The sequence below is a fragment of the Mesorhizobium sp. BR1-1-13 genome, from assembly GCF_020165515.1.
In the GTDB taxonomy this organism is placed as follows: domain Bacteria; phylum Pseudomonadota; class Alphaproteobacteria; order Rhizobiales; family Rhizobiaceae; genus Mesorhizobium.
In genome coordinates this window covers 709,085-723,666 of sequence record NZ_JAIUIH010000001.1, presented here as the reverse complement: position 1 = coordinate 723,666, position 14,582 = coordinate 709,085, and the positions used below count along the sequence as shown (strand labels likewise).

At 60.5% G+C, this 14,582-nt stretch carries 10 protein-coding genes and 1 pseudogene; 6 read left to right on the top strand and 5 right to left on the bottom strand.

Annotation, left to right across the window (positions count from 1 at the left end; translation table 11 throughout):
• Positions 1 to 61: 61 nt before the first annotated feature.
• Positions 62 to 1,411, bottom strand: a complete 1,350-nt coding sequence (locus tag LB533_RS03580) for a putative bifunctional diguanylate cyclase/phosphodiesterase (protein ID WP_140491655.1) — start codon at positions 1,409 to 1,411, stop codon at positions 62 to 64.
• A gap of 153 nt (positions 1,412 to 1,564) precedes the next feature.
• Positions 1,565 to 3,370 (bottom strand): GtrA family protein, encoded by a 1,806-nt coding sequence (locus tag LB533_RS03575; protein WP_140639389.1) that lies wholly within the window; start codon positions 3,368 to 3,370, stop codon positions 1,565 to 1,567.
• Between the two features lie 186 nt (positions 3,371 to 3,556).
• On the opposite strand from LB533_RS03575, the gene LB533_RS03570 reads away from it, so the two are divergent.
• A complete protein-coding gene (locus LB533_RS03570; RefSeq protein WP_224556372.1) occupies positions 3,557 to 4,174 on the top strand; it encodes a class I SAM-dependent methyltransferase in 618 nt (205 codons plus the stop codon).
• A 24-nt stretch (positions 4,175 to 4,198) separates the two neighbouring features.
• On the opposite strand, the gene LB533_RS03565 is transcribed toward LB533_RS03570, so the two are convergent.
• Together LB533_RS03565 and LB533_RS03560 are read right to left on the bottom strand one after the other, a co-directional pair.
• Entirely contained in the window at positions 4,199 to 4,606 is a 408-nt protein-coding gene (locus LB533_RS03565; protein ID WP_140639390.1) for a GtrA family protein, read from the bottom strand.
• A complete protein-coding gene (locus LB533_RS03560; RefSeq protein ID WP_140639391.1) occupies positions 4,603 to 5,847 on the bottom strand; it encodes a glycosyltransferase family 2 protein in 1,245 nt (414 codons plus the stop codon). The genes LB533_RS03565 and LB533_RS03560 overlap by 4 nt, the downstream gene beginning before the upstream one ends.
• 270 nt (positions 5,848 to 6,117) lie before the next feature.
• On the opposite strand from LB533_RS03560, the gene gshB reads away from it, so the two are divergent.
• The 4 genes and pseudogenes from gshB to LB533_RS03540 all read left to right on the top strand — a co-directional run bounded on the left by gshB (position 6,118) and on the right by LB533_RS03540 (position 10,073).
• Positions 6,118 to 7,059 carry a glutathione synthase gene (gene gshB, locus LB533_RS03555; protein WP_140514181.1) on the top strand — a complete coding sequence of 314 codons (942 nt, stop codon included), beginning with the start codon at positions 6,118 to 6,120 and terminating at the stop codon, positions 7,057 to 7,059.
• Between the two features lie 185 nt (positions 7,060 to 7,244).
• Positions 7,245 to 7,886 (top strand): annotated as a pseudogene (locus tag LB533_RS03550) (magnesium chelatase domain-containing protein); the annotation flags it as partial.
• A gap of 252 nt (positions 7,887 to 8,138) precedes the next feature.
• Positions 8,139 to 8,906, top strand: a complete 768-nt coding sequence (locus tag LB533_RS03545; RefSeq protein WP_224676685.1) for a hypothetical protein — start codon at positions 8,139 to 8,141, stop codon at positions 8,904 to 8,906.
• 12 nt (positions 8,907 to 8,918) lie between these two features.
• The gene (locus LB533_RS03540) at positions 8,919 to 10,073 is read left to right on the top strand and encodes a hypothetical protein (RefSeq protein WP_224676684.1); all 1,155 of its coding nucleotides are present in this window, start codon (positions 8,919 to 8,921) and stop codon (positions 10,071 to 10,073) included.
• 793 nt (positions 10,074 to 10,866) lie between these two features.
• On the opposite strand, the gene LB533_RS03535 is transcribed toward LB533_RS03540, so the two are convergent.
• Entirely contained in the window at positions 10,867 to 11,577 is a 711-nt protein-coding gene (locus LB533_RS03535; RefSeq protein ID WP_224676683.1) for a hypothetical protein, read from the bottom strand.
• Between the two features lie 592 nt (positions 11,578 to 12,169).
• On the opposite strand from LB533_RS03535, the gene LB533_RS03530 reads away from it, so the two are divergent.
• Positions 12,170 to 14,536 carry a hypothetical protein gene (locus tag LB533_RS03530; protein WP_224676682.1) on the top strand — a complete coding sequence of 789 codons (2,367 nt, stop codon included), beginning with the start codon at positions 12,170 to 12,172 and terminating at the stop codon, positions 14,534 to 14,536.
• Positions 14,537 to 14,582 lie beyond the last annotated feature (46 nt).

Below are 14,582 nucleotides of genomic sequence, written 5' to 3'. Positions count from 1 at the left end.
AAGCCTGGAGGCCGCGCACACGCATGGCACCAGCCTCGATCGGAACGGGCCAATCGCCCGGTCAGATCGCCTTGGCGCGCAGGGCGCCACGGAAGGAGTCGCGGAGATAGCCGAGCGTGGCATCGGCATCGGCCGGCTTGCCGAACAGATAGCCCTGCCCACCGGCGCAGCCGAACTGGACGAGCCGGTCGGCCTGCGCCTCTTCCTCGATGCCTTCGGCGACGACATCCATGCCGAGCCCTTCGCACATTGCGAGAATGGCGCGGATGATGTGCTCCGACGGGCGGTCATCGAGAATGGAGGAGACGAAGGCGCGGTCGATCTTGAGCTTGTCGAAATGGAACTCGCGCAGCCGCCCGAGCGATGACTGGCCGGTGCCGAAATCGTCCAGCGAAACGCGGATGCCGACGCGGCGCAGGTCCTCGACGATCTGCGCGGCCGAGGCCGGATCGTTCATCAGGCCGGTCTCGGTGATCTCTATCTCCAGACGGCGCGGATCGAAGCCCGTGCGGTCGAGGATCGCCAGTATGTGCAGGCCGGTGTTCTGGTCGACGAGCTGCGAGGGCGACAGGTTGAAGGACAGGAACAGGTCCTTCGGCCAGCTCCTCGCCGCCTCGGTCGCCTTGCGCAGCACCAGCTGCGACAGCGGGCCGATGATGCCGCGCTCCTCGGCGATCGGAATGAAGACGGTCGGCGGCACCGAGCCGAGATCGCGGTCGGTCCAGCGCGCCAGCGTCTCGAAGCCGATGGTGCGGCGCGTGGTGAGGTCGACGATCGGCTGGAAATGCGGCTCCACCTCGCCGGCCGAGACGGCGCGGCGCAGCGCCTGCTCGATGCGGGTGACGCGCTTGGCCGCCTCTTCCATTTCGCGGGTATAAACGACGACCCGCCCGCGGCCGGACCGCTTGGCGTGGTAAAGCGCCGTTTCGGCCTTGTTGATAAGGATCTCGGTGGTCTCGTCGCCGGAATAGAACAGCGAACAGCCGACGGAGGCCGACAGCCTCGCGGTGCGTTCGCCGACATCGTAAGGGGCCGACAGGATTTCGATCAGCATGCGCGACTTTTCGGCCGCCGCCTCCTCGCTGAACACCAGCGGATAGAGGAAGGCGAATTCGTCGGCGCCGATGCGGCAGACGGTGGAATGACCGTCCATCGAGGCGCGCAGCCGCATCGCCACCTGGATCAGGATGTCGTCGCCGGCCTTGTGGCCGAACAGATCGTTGATCGGCTTGAAGCCATCAAGGTCGAGAATGCCGACGGTGAAGGGCGCGGGATCGTCGGCGCGGTCGCTGATCAGGCGATCGACCTTGTCGAAGAAGCGGCGATGGTTGCCAAGCCCGGTCAACGGATCGGTGAATGCCAGATCCGTGCTCTCCCTGTTTGCCTGACCGGTGCCAAACGAAGTTTGCATCGGTGTCCCTGTTTCTCGAAGTCGGAATTTATTCCCGAGACTGGCAGCAAACCCTTTAGGAAACGTATCGGGAAAATTGATTTTTCGCCGCTAAAGCGCGTTGCCCTCCGCAAAGCCGCCCGGGCTCAAGGGCGTCCTCGCTCACGCGGATTCTCAACCGGCGAGGCGAACGCGATAGAGCTCCAGCGGCGCGCCCTGGGTCTCCGCCACCGGTTCCAGCCAATCCGGCACACTGCCATGCATCAGCCCGGCCAGAAAGCCGTCAGGCGCCTTGGTTTCGAGAAGCCTGGTTTCGGGGTTGCCGCGGCAGAGCGCGACAATCCCGACACGATGGCTTGCCACGACGGCTTTCGCGTCAGTGGCCGAGCCCAGCAAGGCATCGAACACGAGCAGGTTTCCGGCAACGTTGCGGTGGTAGGGCCCAGCGAGCGCGCGATGGCCGGTAAAGGCCAGGATCGGCGAGCCGAGATTGGAGACGGCCAGCACCGTGGTGTCGGGCATGCGGGCGAGCGCGGCGAAGGAGGCCTTGGCCTGGCAGGACCGATCAGCGCCGGCGTCGTCGCTGGTGATTTTTGCTCCGGTTGCGAGCGCCGCCGACGCCGCCTGGGCGGCGCCTGACCAAATCGAATTGACCGAAATGAGCCACGCCGCGGCCATCCGCAGCACCGGGCCGCGCGACGGGCTGGTTTCCGCCCGCTGCCGCCATTTGGCGATCCAGCCGGATAGCGGGATCACTGCGAAAGCAATCGAGAATGTCGAGCCGCGTACTTGCCAGACGCTGACCAGGAACGCCACCACCAGCAGCACGCCGACAAGGCTATCCTGCCGCCCCCAACTGCCTTTGCCGAGGCGCAGCGCCATCAGAACGATCGCCACCAGCGGCGTGGCATAGCGCGCCGCCAGTTCGGCGGGATCGCGGACGGCTATGCTGAACAGCGACTGAGCCTCGTCGATATGATCGAGCCATAGCGTCTTCAGGCGAGGATCGAGCCCCGCATATGGGGAGGCCAGACATTGCGGGAACAGTAAAAGAAGGGCCGCGCCGAGCACGAACGCAAGCGCGCCGAGCGACAACAGGCGCCGCCCCGGCGTGCGGACCGCCGCTTCGATCGAAGCGATCGCCGCAAGGCCGGTTCCGGCAAGGGCCGCCACCACGAACTGCATCGCCGAGAAGGCATCGCATTGTGTCTGGCTCCAGCCCGATGCCGGGATGGTGGCCACGAAGACAAGTGCTGCAACGCCGGCAAAGCCAAGGCCGAAATCCCTGGCGATCGTTCTTTCACCGGCTGCGTCAACAGCAAACATAGCCGCCACGCAAACGCCGAGGGCGGCAACGTAGGGGGCGGTTTCCATGCCGACGGCCAAGGTCAGCGCGGTGCACAGGCCGGCAAGGAAAGCCGCCGGTCGGCATACAGATGCTTCGAGCAAGAAACCCAGGCTGGCGACGGTCAGCATCAGCTGGACGTTATGATGATCGAGCGCGCCCGGCTCGAAGATGCCGATGAAGTACAGCGCTGCCGCGCCGACGATGACAGAAGGCAGTACCGCGCCATCGCCGGCAAAGCGGCGCGCGGCGCGAATGATGAAGACCATGGTCAGGCCGAAGAGCAATGCCGGCCACGCTACTTGCGCTACGTTCTCGGCAAAGGTCGTGTTGCCGGTCAGGCTCGATACGGCGAGCACGATGGCGGCGATCGGCGCATCGACAAGCCGCGACCAATGCATAACGAAGCCGCCTTCCAGGCCCATCCGGTATTGGTGCAGGTCGAACCAGCTTTGGCCGGCCAGAAGGTCGCGCACCTCGACCAGCCGCAGCAGACTGTCATTGTCGCCGCCGGCATCGGTCAATTCCCGGAATCCAGTGCAGGCGTTGATGGCAACCAACACCAGCACAGCGATGAGCGCGAACGCGAGGTCGTTGCGCCATCGCGGGCGTGACGTGGCCTTGACGGACATCATGGCGGCGACAGGGACCACGGGACGGCCTTTTCACGAAAGAGAAGCGAGCAAAGAAACCTAGCGCGAACTCACTGCGCAAACCTTAAGCCCGCCTTGCGCTGCGAAGGGCAATCCATGTCGCGAAACGCTTTGTTTGCCATTCACGAATATGTTCCCGAAATAGGCAATTCGGTCCTGGATGCTGGCATGAGCGTTATAGCGGTCGAGAAGAAGATCCTGAACGCTGCCCATAGCCGGGCAGCGTTTCAACGCCGCATCAGGGTCCTTTCCGAACATATCGGCGCCATGCTGGGGGCGGACGGCACCGTTCTCGATCTCGGCTGCGGCGATGGCTCGCTCGCCAAGGCAGTGATGGACAGGAAACCGGGGCTGACGTTTCGCGGGATCGATGTTTTTGTCCGGCCGCATACGGCCATCCCCGTGGAGATTTTCGACGGCGTTACGATTCCGGCCGCTTCCGGGTCGTTCGACTGGGTGACCATAGTCGACGTTCTCCACCACACGGACCGTCCCGGCGATCTTGTCGCCGAAGCCGCAAGGGTCGCCCGGAAGGGGGTTGTCATCAAGGACCATCTGAGAGACGGGTCCTTTGCCCACGGCACACTCAGGTTCATGGATTGGGTGGGAAACAAGGGGCACGATGTAAGGCTGCCCTACAACTATCTGTCCAAGCGGGAGTGGGAGGCGATTTTCGGTCAGGTCGGGATCAAAGCCCGGAGCTGGCGCGAAAACCTGTCGCTATATCCTTTTCCGGCGAACCTCCTGTTCGACAGGGGTCTGCATTTCGTCGCATCGCTGCGGTAACTCGCGGACCGCGGCCGAACGTCTTCACGCGGCTCTTTGATCGTCGCGAAATACCCAGACGGATGAAAGGACATAGCTCGCCGCGCCCGCGGCGAGCGTGGCGACGGCTGACATGACTATCGGCGGCGCGGAAAACATCGACACCGCGACATGGGCGCACAGACCCGCAAACACCGCACAGGCCAGCTGCGCGACGAGATACCGGGGCAATGCATGGCCATGGTGGTGCTGTCCCTCGAATGTCCAGCCACGTTGTGCGGAATACGCCACTACGAACGCCAGCACATAGGCGATGACGCTTCCGGCAAATGGCGGCAAGCCAGCCGATAGCAAGGCCCACGACATTATAAAGAACAGCAGCGCCGCACCGATGCCGACCACGACGAACCGGATAAGCCGTACCGCGGCGATTTTTCGCACAAGCCCGTTCATTTTTCAGCAGACGCGACGGATTCGCCTGGTCGGCTGGCCTGGCCAGCTTTCAGTCTTTTCACCGGGATCTCCAGCACCCCGAGCAGAAAGGCCGAGAAGAAGGCCTGCAACGAGATGACGATCAGGCTCAAGCCGAGCACGACAATGCGCGGGATTTCCGAATCGTTGAGCGGGCCGAAGCCGAGATGCGCCCAGCGGGCCACGGCATAGCCGAAGAACAGCACGCCGGCGGCAAAGCAGATGCCGGCATTGGCGGCCAAACGGTCGGTGCTGATGGTTCTGGTCAGCCAGCCGGAACGGCGGTTTGGCGGCAGGATACCGGTTATCTCGGCATAATATCGCGAAATCGCGCCGAAGGTGATGAGCTGGACGCCGGTGACGATCATGAAGCAGGCAGCGACGAAGGTGTTGAGGTCGAGCGACAGATTGTCGATCACGCGCAGCGGCCCGAACACCAGCAGCGCCGCGAACAAAAAACCGAGGCTGGCGAGCACGACGCCGGGAATGAAGAAAATCCAACGCGGGTTATAGACCAGCAGGAATTTCAGGTGCCGCCAGCCGTCGCGCCAGGTCCTGAGATGCGGCGGCCGGCTGCGGCCGTCGGGCTTGAGCGTGGTCGGCACTTCCTCGATCCGCAGCCCGGCAAGGGCGGCGCGCACCACCATCTCGCTGGCGAATTCCATGCCTATCGTCTGCAGGTCGAGCTTCCTGATGCTGTCGGCGTTGAAGCCGCGCAGGCCGCAGTGGAAATCACCAGTCTTGATGCGGAAGAACAGGCGGCCGACGAAGCTCAGCACCGGGTTGCCGAGATAGCGGTGCAGCGGCGGCATGGCGCCGGCTTCGATGCCGCCCTGGAAACGATTGCCCATGACCAGGTCGGCGCCGTCGCGCAGCCGCGCAACGAAGGCTTGCAGCGCGCCGAAGTCATAGCTGTCATCGGCATCGCCCATGATGATGAAGCGGCCCTTGGCGGCGGCGATGCCACCCAGCAGGGCGGCGCCATAGCCCTTTTGCGCCACCGGCACGACACGGGCACCGTTTTCGGCGGCAATCGCCTGCGATCCGTCGGTGCTGCCATTGTCTGATATCAGCACCTCGCCGAAAATGCCCGCCTCGTCGAGGAAGGCTTTCGCTTTGCCGATGCAGACGGCCAGCGTCTCGGCCTCGTTGAGGCAGGGCATGAGAATGGTGAGTTCGAGCTGCTTGGTCGCGGCGGCGCGGATGGCGGTGACGGCGTTCATCGGTCGTTGTTCCATTGAATGCCCGGTGCTGCGTCAGCTCGGCCGGGCGAATTCGGGCTTACCTTGGCACGGCAAGGCTTAAGAAAGCGATGACGCGCCAGTTCGCCTTGTCTGCACCGGCCGCATCTCCAGTCAGGAGGCGTCTCCAATAAGAAGATGGGGCCGGGTTGCGGTTGTCTGATGCCAATCTTCAAAATGTCGCGATTGGCAGACGCCGGGCGAGCCTGTACAGGCAAGGCAATCGCCCATCCGAGCCGCCGGAGACCTGCCATGAAGCTGAAAATCGCCGTCCAGATGGACCACATCTCCACCGTGTCGATCGCCGGAGACACTTCTTTCGCGCTGTCGCTGGAGGCGCAGCGGCGCGGCCATCAGCTCTACCACTACACGCCCGACCGGCTGTCGCTGCGCGACGGCAAGGTGTTCGCCCGCATCGAGGAGATGCAGGTGCGCGACGAAAAGGGCAGCCACTATTCGCTGGGCGAGAAGGTGCGCACCGACCTGTCGGAGATGGACGTGATCCTGCTGAGACAAGATCCGCCCTTTGACATGAACTACATCACCACCACCCACATACTGGAGCGCATCCATCCCAGGACGCTGGTGGTCAACGACCCCGCCTGGGTGCGCAACAGTCCGGAAAAGATCTTCGTCACTGAGTTTTCCGACCTGATGCCGGAAACGCTGATCACCAAGGATCCCCAGGAGGTCGCCGCCTTCCGCAAGGAATTCGGCGACATCATCGTCAAGCCGCTCTACGGCAATGGCGGCGCGGGCATCTTCCATCTGCTGGAGGCCGACCGCAACCTCGCCTCGCTGCTCGAAATGTTCGGCCAGTTGTTCCGTGAGCCCTACATCGTGCAGCGCTACCTGAAGGACGTGCGCAAGGGCGACAAGCGCATCATCCTGATCGATGGCGAGCCGGTCGGCGCCATCAACCGGGTGCCGGCCGAGCACGATTCCCGGTCCAACATGCATGTCGGCGGCCGCGCCGAAAAAACCGAGCTGACGGAGCGCGAGCGCGAGATCTGCGCCCGCATCGGGCCGGCACTGAGGGAACGCGGCTTCATCCTCGTCGGCATCGACGTCATCGGCGACTACATGACCGAGATCAATGTGACCTCGCCGACCGGCGTGCGCGAAGTCAAACGCTTCGGCGGCGCCGACATCGCCAGCCTGTTCTGGGACGCGGTGGAGGCCAAGCGGAAGTAGCCGTTTTCATTTTGTATTAACCATATTCCGTTTTTGCAACCGGAGACAATCGCGCCACAACTTAAGCGATTGCGTGTTCCTGTAATGTTCTTGATTTAGCCGAGGAATTGTGATTGTCTCCGGCCCAGGCCCTTCACGGCCTGATTGCAAAAGGCTTGGGGCAAGCCCAGATCCGGGGGCAAAACATGGTGGCGCGGGTTCGCACGGTTGCTTTCCAGGGCATCGAGGCCGTGCCAGTCGACGTGCAGGTGATGATCGCGCCGGGCAAGGTCGGCATTCAAATCGTCGGCCTTCCGGACAAGGCGGTGGCCGAAAGCCGCGAGCGGGTGCAGGCGGCACTCCATGCCTCCGGCCTGTCGATGCCGTCCAAGAAGGTCACCGTCAATCTGGCGCCTGCCGACCTTCCCAAGGAGGGCAGCCATTACGATTTGCCGATCGCGCTCGGCCTGATGGCGGCGCTTGGCGCCATTCCGGGCGACATGCTGGCCGGCTATGTCGTGCTTGGCGAACTCTCGCTCGACGGCACCATTGCCGCCGTCGCCGGTGCCCTGCCGGCGGCGATCGGGGCCAATTCTGAAGGCAAGGGCCTGATCTGCCCCTTCGCCTGCGGCCCGGAAGCCGCCTGGGCCGGCAAGGACTTCGACATACTCGCGCCGCGCAGCCTGATCGCCATCGCCAATCATTTCCGAGGCACGCAGGTGCTGTCTCGCCCCGAAGCCGGCATCCATGCCGCGGCGCGCGACCTGCCCGATCTCGCAGACATCAAGGGCCAGGAAACCGCCAAGCGGGCACTGGAGGTAGCGGCGGCCGGCGGACACAACCTGCTGACATTGTGCGACATTAATCTGCCCCCGACACTAATGTTGCGGCAAGCCGCCAACGGAGCGGTGGCGTCGGCTGGAGTCAGGGCTACCGAGGCGCGTAGCAGAAGAAGTTTCGCGAATGGACCGACCGACGCGCCTCCCATAGGACAAAGGCGCGACCGCTTGCCCAGGGCTCAGGCCCGGCCAGAACGGTCCGCGCTTGCGTTCGATGCCCAGCAAAAGCAATATCGCTGCCAATAACAGGGTGGAGGATCTATGGTCATCAAGGGGGCAGCAAAGCTTGCAGCGGCCATGGCCTGCGCCGTCATTGTCGGGGCGGCGGCGGCTTACGTGTCGGAGCAGCGCTTCGGCAGGCTTGTCTGGGTATCGGCCGATGGAACATGGGAAGATAGGACGGCGGCCCAGCCGGAGCCGATCTTCGACCCCGCACGGGATGACTGCCTTCCGACAGGCAATGCAAAATACGTGTTACTGGATGCTCCTCCGTTCGTCATCCGGTTCCCCAGGAACGGGGAGGAAGATTTCGTCGCTCGCAGGCCGACAATGCTCGCCCTGCGCTCCACGACGCGTGTCCGCGATGGCCTTGAGCTGGGGCTGATGGTTGACGGAAACTTTGCGGAGATCGACATTCCGCGCTCCAGGCTGTGGGCAGTCCGCTTTTGTGGCACCGCCTGTCCTGCCACGAATCCAATTTTAGTTCCGGAGGACAATGACGTTCGTGCATATGTTGCCCCCTGCGCGTGGCAAGATCGCGAGGAGAATGCGCGCCTTGTTTTCGGCGCGGCGTTTGCCTCCATGCAAGGCGGCGACGCGTCGAGGGCGAAGGTTCTCTTCGAATTCGGGCTGCGACTGGACCCGACTTCGCCGTTGGCTTGGTTTTATAATGCCGAGGCAGACAGAGGAGTTTGGGGCGAAGACTTCGACCTGAGTGAACTCAGTAAGAGGTGGTACCGTCGAGCCCTGGAGATTGGGCTTCCTGCGGAGCTGGAAGCGATCGCCGAGGCTCGCATAGAGCGAAATTAGTCAGGCGGGGACATGCTGAAATTCCTTATCCGAGCGGCGGCCGTGGCCTGGGCGATGATGCCAGGTCAGGCAGGCGCGTTTATGAGCGCTTTCGATTGCCGGGCGTTAGATGGCCAGGCTTTCACCATGAGCACGTTGCCAGCTGATGGCACGCCAACTCAACGCAACGTAGCCAGTTTCATTCAGAGGAACTGGCAACAGACGGTAGGATCGGAAGCGGAAGCGGTATGCATTCTCGCAAAAAAGAGACTGCCGCAGGAGATGCATTCGAGGAATTACCGGTTCTTCATGTTCGAGAGCGACGGGCAGCTCCTGTACAGGATGGGGGCCGCCCAGTCGTCGGCCGCCCCATCATCGCCGCCCGTCGCCCCGCGGGCTGGACCAGCCAAAAAGGCTCCGGGGAGCACTGAAGCAGTCGTCACATCGAAGAAATCCAAAGCTTCGCCGGACGAGGCCGATCCGGACGAAGAAGCCGGCTCGAACTACAAGCATGCCGCTGCGGCGGTCAAGGAACTAATCCGTCTGCCGGATGTGTCCGGACCCATGGCGTCCGAGGCCGGCGACGCCTACGATGCCGTCATCGACGAGCTGTATCTCGGCAAGCGATCGGGGACGAAGACCGAGTTTCCCGACCTCGACCTCACGCGGAACCCTTTCGGTGATCCCGAGCCGCGCAAGGCGCAGGAGAGGAAGGAGTGCAGGGCGAACCTTGCGACAGTCCTCAGCGATCTCGATTCGAAGATCGCGACACTTCGCAATTCGCAGCCAAGCTGGGGCGAAGGACCGCAGGTCGATGTGGGCAGTTGCGCCTCCCGCCTGCGCAAGCTCGCTGGAAACTTGCTGTGCTGCCAGACCTTCGCGAACTACGCGCCCATCTGGGAGGAAATCAGCTGCCTCGAACTCAAGCGTTTTTACCTGCAAAGGACATGCGAGTGCGCAAGTTCCGGGTCCTACTCGACGGACGAAGCCCTACAGGACGGGGTTCTCGAAAGGTACGGCGCCTTTCAGCAGCTGCGGCACAGGGCGCTGCGGGAGGGCATCCGGAACCCGGCGATACGGGCCTATGTCGCGGAAGCACACGAGGCCGTGGACTGTATCAACCAGAGGTCGCTGATCACCCTGAAGTCGATCGAGGTATGGCTTGGCCACTCCCTTTCGCTGGAGTGATCCCGGTTCTTGCGGGCGCGCTTGCCGCCGTCGAGTCGTGCAGACGACCACAGGCAATTTTTTACCATCTTAGAACGACGTAGGGAGGCCCTGAATGCACGCACCAAGGCAATACGGAAGGAACGTAATCGCACTCCACACTGTCCTGCTGCTATGGCTTTCGGCAACCAATGTGGCGGTAGCAGAAGAATCGGTCGCGGACTTTCTACGCGAATCAGACAACCCCGGCGTCAGGTTGATTGCTCGCGTGGCAGGCCTGTCATTGAGTCGCGCCAACGCGAGACTTGCCGTCGATCGCAATGAGCCCTTCTTTTGTCCGTCGGCTTCTCATGTGATATCGACGGATGAATATATCGAGACATTGAGAAGATACATCTCGCAACATGATACACTCGCGTCGGATGCCTCCGACTTGATGCCTATGCATATGCTGTCCGCGCTGATGGAAAAATATCCTTGCCCCGCTCGATAGCGGGCAACACGGGATCGAGCCTGACTTGCAGACACACGTGGCTTCGGGGCGGCGGAACCAGTTGGTTCGTGAGGGCGATGCCACGTCGCCTTGGCTGGGCGATGACTTCAATGCCAGCCGAGCGTAGGACGCTTTAAGCTGGCGCGTGCAGCATCAATGTATTGATTTTGCCCTTCTCGGCCATTGGGGCAATGGGTGCGCTGAGCGAAGCGATGGACGGCACCCCCTGTTCAAAGTGTTTACTCACCAAAGCCGATTCCCTAATCTGCAATGCGATCGCAGGTCCAAGGCAACCATGTGCTGTTTATGGACTGAAACTAGCTAGCCGCGTACCCCGCCGTCGCCACTGGGCGTGTGCTCTCGTTGATATAAGTCCGAACAGGTTGGGCCACGTGTTTTAAGAACCCCATCAATCTCAATCACCTTGGAAGCGCAGCCTGCACCTTTAATGCCTGTGCTGAGCTTAGTTATTCTCTGCGAAATGGGGAGTGTACGTACATCACATGGTCCTTGCGCCTTTTCTTTGCGTATCAGCGCTTCGATTTCTGCCTTGACTTCCATTATTGCTCGACAGGCCTTGGGGTTGTCCTTTGTCTGCTCAACTTTCTTCGGCTTCTGGAGAATTTTGCAAGAGACATTGCCCGTTAGCTGATTGCTAGAAAACGTTACGCTGCATTTACCACCAGAGAATCTGTATCTGGTGAAAGATTCAAATTTCTCTCCACTGGACGCATAAGTGCTTATCTCGAACCCGTCATCACCTAGACTGTGGATTTCATTAATGTAGTCTTTCTGCTTATTAACTCGACCCTTGAATTGTGTGGGATATCCTCGTGTGGCTATTCCGTTCGCTGTAACAGAAATAATAAAGGTTGCGGTGTCTCCGCATGAGTACTTGGAACAATATCGCGATGTGACCTGAAAGGCCGTTCCGGCATATTTCTCGAAGAAATCCGCATGTGCGCTGGATACGCGAAAAGGAAGCAATAGCGGCAGCAAAAAGAGCACAATTCTGAATTTGAAAGCAGCCACTGCGTGATCCCCCCGGAAATCAGGACACTGCGCCATTTTGGACGGGCTATTCTCGCGTTTTCATAGCGGAATCTCAAGTGGTCTAACTAGGTATAAGTGAACGGATGGATACGCATGCACGTGAGCATCGGGGCAAAGCTCGCGCTTGGTTACGCAATAAGCCGAGCTGTGGGTGCCACTTTGCAACCCTGACCGTCTCCTTATCATTCGGAATCCCCTGAAGCGTTAGGCGTATTGCAAGACTTTCTTCATGTTCGACGTGGCATTCGTGTTGCTCTTTCGTTCATTCCGCCAATTTCATTGGCAGGCCAAGGTGCAGTTTTGGTACAGGCAAAGTCCAGCTCCTTCCAAGACTGGCTTTTACGTCGTTGATCTGACGTGCACATGAGGCCTTGTTCGCAGTCCACACGCTCCTTTTGTTCCGCATTACCTAATATCTGGCGGGTCCGCTCTCCTAACATTGTGGGTAATTAAACGCCCGCTCCGAGCGGGCGCCATCTTTGCACAAACCTCTTTAGGTAACCAACGAATCGGATAAGGGTCGCCGGCCCTGCCTCGCTGCCACGGCGGCTCATCCTTTCTGTCTAAGTGCATGCCTGAAATTTGGAATCCGGAACTGTTGGTCCGAAAATTGTCGGACTTTTGTCGAGTACGCGTCGCACCGGTGTTGCCGCCTCATGAGGTGGAGCGAGTGCGAGCCTACATAGTAGGTCTAATCACGACCGCCCAACGTCCACCAACCCGAAGCCGGGGGTATGATTGGGACGTTATTGCCCTTCAATGTGACATCTCTCATGAACACATCCGCGCGGCGAGAAAGGCAATTGAGCCCGGCCTTGATGCGATCTCACGAGCACTGAAGAATGCCCCAAAGTCGGAAAGCAGGCCGGCAGTGTTGCCCTCTAAGGCAATGGCTCACCTGGATGTCCAGCCCTCATTTAAGCCGCCAAAGGCGAAGCAGGCAGCAACTCAGCCTAGGCCAGTCACTGCTTCCCCATACCCTGAACGGCGGCACTTGGGCCAGAAGCCCGGGATGAAACCTCGCGAGATCGAGGAGTTTCCAACGCCGCTATTTGCGGGGTGGTTGGACCCGCAAGCTTTCCAGGAAGCACTGGAACTTCATATGCGACGGCATGGTGACAGCTATTGGCATTTGCATCGTGCGGTGGTGAAGGAAGGTGAGACGCTCGATCACTCCACGATCCGCCACTGGCTTTCAGGAACCAAGGTGCCTCGCAGCGTAACAAGCTTCGAGATTCTCGGTCGGATTGAACGTAGGTATCGCCTCCCAGAGGGATACTTCAAAGGGAAGCTCCCGCACCGCGCACGTTCAGCGACCGGGCATATGCTCGACGATATCGGTCCGGCTGAACGCAGACGTCTGGCATGGCATCTTCCCGACGATTTCAACTCGCGCCCAACTGTCGAACAGGAAGAAATCTTGGAATGGGTGCGTCGCGTGATCATCTCGGGCTCAACCGACTATCGACGCTTTCAGGCGGCGGCTATCAAGCAGCGTTATGCAATACGATTTCCAGGCGTATCTTATGGCCAAACCGATCTAGCCGATCGCGATGACACTGAAGACTTCCGGGTTCGCGATTCGGGCGAGGGATCGTTCACAGACCCAGACTTGTTCTCGGGTGTGATCGATGCGCCGCCTACGCTGGCAATGGAAATGGCCGAGCTTATCCGCTTCAAGGCGTCAACGCTTACGGTGTTTGGCCTTCAGCGGCAGGGCGTTTGGGGCGAGGAAACCACGTCACAGAAGATCGAGCACCTCGGTTTGATGTTTGGTGCCCTAGCTGCACACCCGAAAGGACCAGTTCGGGGCTGCGGCGTTCCTTTTCAGCATCTATCATTCGGGATGCTGGTGTTTCCGTCCGTTTGGGACTGGTACGTGCAATGGCGCGAGCGGCGACGCGGTTTCTACACTGCCTGGGAAGTGGACATGTTGCGTATTTCGCTCGCCCTGACCAGGAAGGATACCGGTTGGCTGCGGCAACACCAAAACCTTGCAACGAGGGTTCGACCCGTGCCCGGTTTGATTTCACAAATTGATATCGATCGCGCCAAGGCGGATTGGGACGATGCCTGTGACGTCTATTTCAAACATGCGACGTTCCGGGTGAAAGAAATCCAGCGCGTCGCCCGCGTCCATCGCGACCCGTTTGAACCAATCATGCCGGTGCTCGAAGCCGAAAGCCCGGTCGGCTCATATCGCAAAATCACCGAAGAAATCCTTCGTATGATGCCAGATGAACGCTTCTATCGTCGAGCCGCAGCCGAGGCAGTTCGATCTTTTCTGATGTTGCGATTGGGACTTCACCTGGGCCTTCGGCAAAAGAATCTACGGCAATTGATGGTTTGTGCACCTGGTCATTTGCCGCGCTCTGAACGCCAGCTTGCTGATTTGAAGCGCGGAGAAATCCGCTGTAGCGAGCGAGACGGTGGCTGGGAGGTCCTCATCCCCTCGGTAGCGTTCAAGAACGCCAACTCATCCTTTTTCGGGAGCAAGCCGTTTCGGCTTGTCCTGCCAAATCTTGGCGGGCTCTACGAGCAGATCGAGGCCTATGTTGGCCGTCACCGCCGTGTTTTGCTTGCCGACGGCATCGATCCAGGAACCTTCTTCGTCAAGACGGTAAAAGCGACAAGCAAGGATGCGGCCTACGACCAAACGACTTTTTACGAAGCGTGGCGACTGATTATCCAGCGTTACGGAATCTACAATCCCTATACCCGACGCGGCGCTATTCCCGGCCTCCTGCCTCATGGCCCCCATAACGTCCGCGACGTGCTTGCGACCCACATTCTCAAGCAGACTGGGTCCTACGAGCAGGCGAGCTACGCGATTCAGGACACCCCCGACATGGTGGCTAAACACTATGGCCGCTTCTTGCCACAAGACAAAGCCGCCCTCGCAGCTAGGATACTGAATCAAGTATGGGAAGCTGCATGAACCGGTGGGCAACCATTGCTGACGTTGTGCTACATTAATTTACTTT

Coding starts and splice junctions, on each gene's coding strand:
- LB533_RS03565 (WP_140639390.1), bottom strand. CDS start 4,606: ATGAACGGGCTTGTGCGAAAAATCGCCGCGGTACGGCTTATCCGGTTC.
- LB533_RS03530 (WP_224676682.1), top strand. CDS start 12,170: ATGCCTGAAATTTGGAATCCGGAACTGTTGGTCCGAAAATTGTCGGAC.
- LB533_RS03580 (WP_140491655.1), bottom strand. CDS start 1,411: ATGCAAACTTCGTTTGGCACCGGTCAGGCAAACAGGGAGAGCACGGAT.
- LB533_RS03570 (WP_224556372.1), top strand. CDS start 3,557: ATGAGCGTTATAGCGGTCGAGAAGAAGATCCTGAACGCTGCCCATAGC.
- LB533_RS03540 (WP_224676684.1), top strand. CDS start 8,919: ATGCTGAAATTCCTTATCCGAGCGGCGGCCGTGGCCTGGGCGATGATG.
- LB533_RS03575 (WP_140639389.1), bottom strand. CDS start 3,370: ATGATGTCCGTCAAGGCCACGTCACGCCCGCGATGGCGCAACGACCTC.
- LB533_RS03560 (WP_140639391.1), bottom strand. CDS start 5,847: ATGAACGCCGTCACCGCCATCCGCGCCGCCGCGACCAAGCAGCTCGAA.
- gshB (WP_140514181.1), top strand. CDS start 6,118: ATGAAGCTGAAAATCGCCGTCCAGATGGACCACATCTCCACCGTGTCG.
- LB533_RS03545 (WP_224676685.1), top strand. CDS start 8,139: ATGGTCATCAAGGGGGCAGCAAAGCTTGCAGCGGCCATGGCCTGCGCC.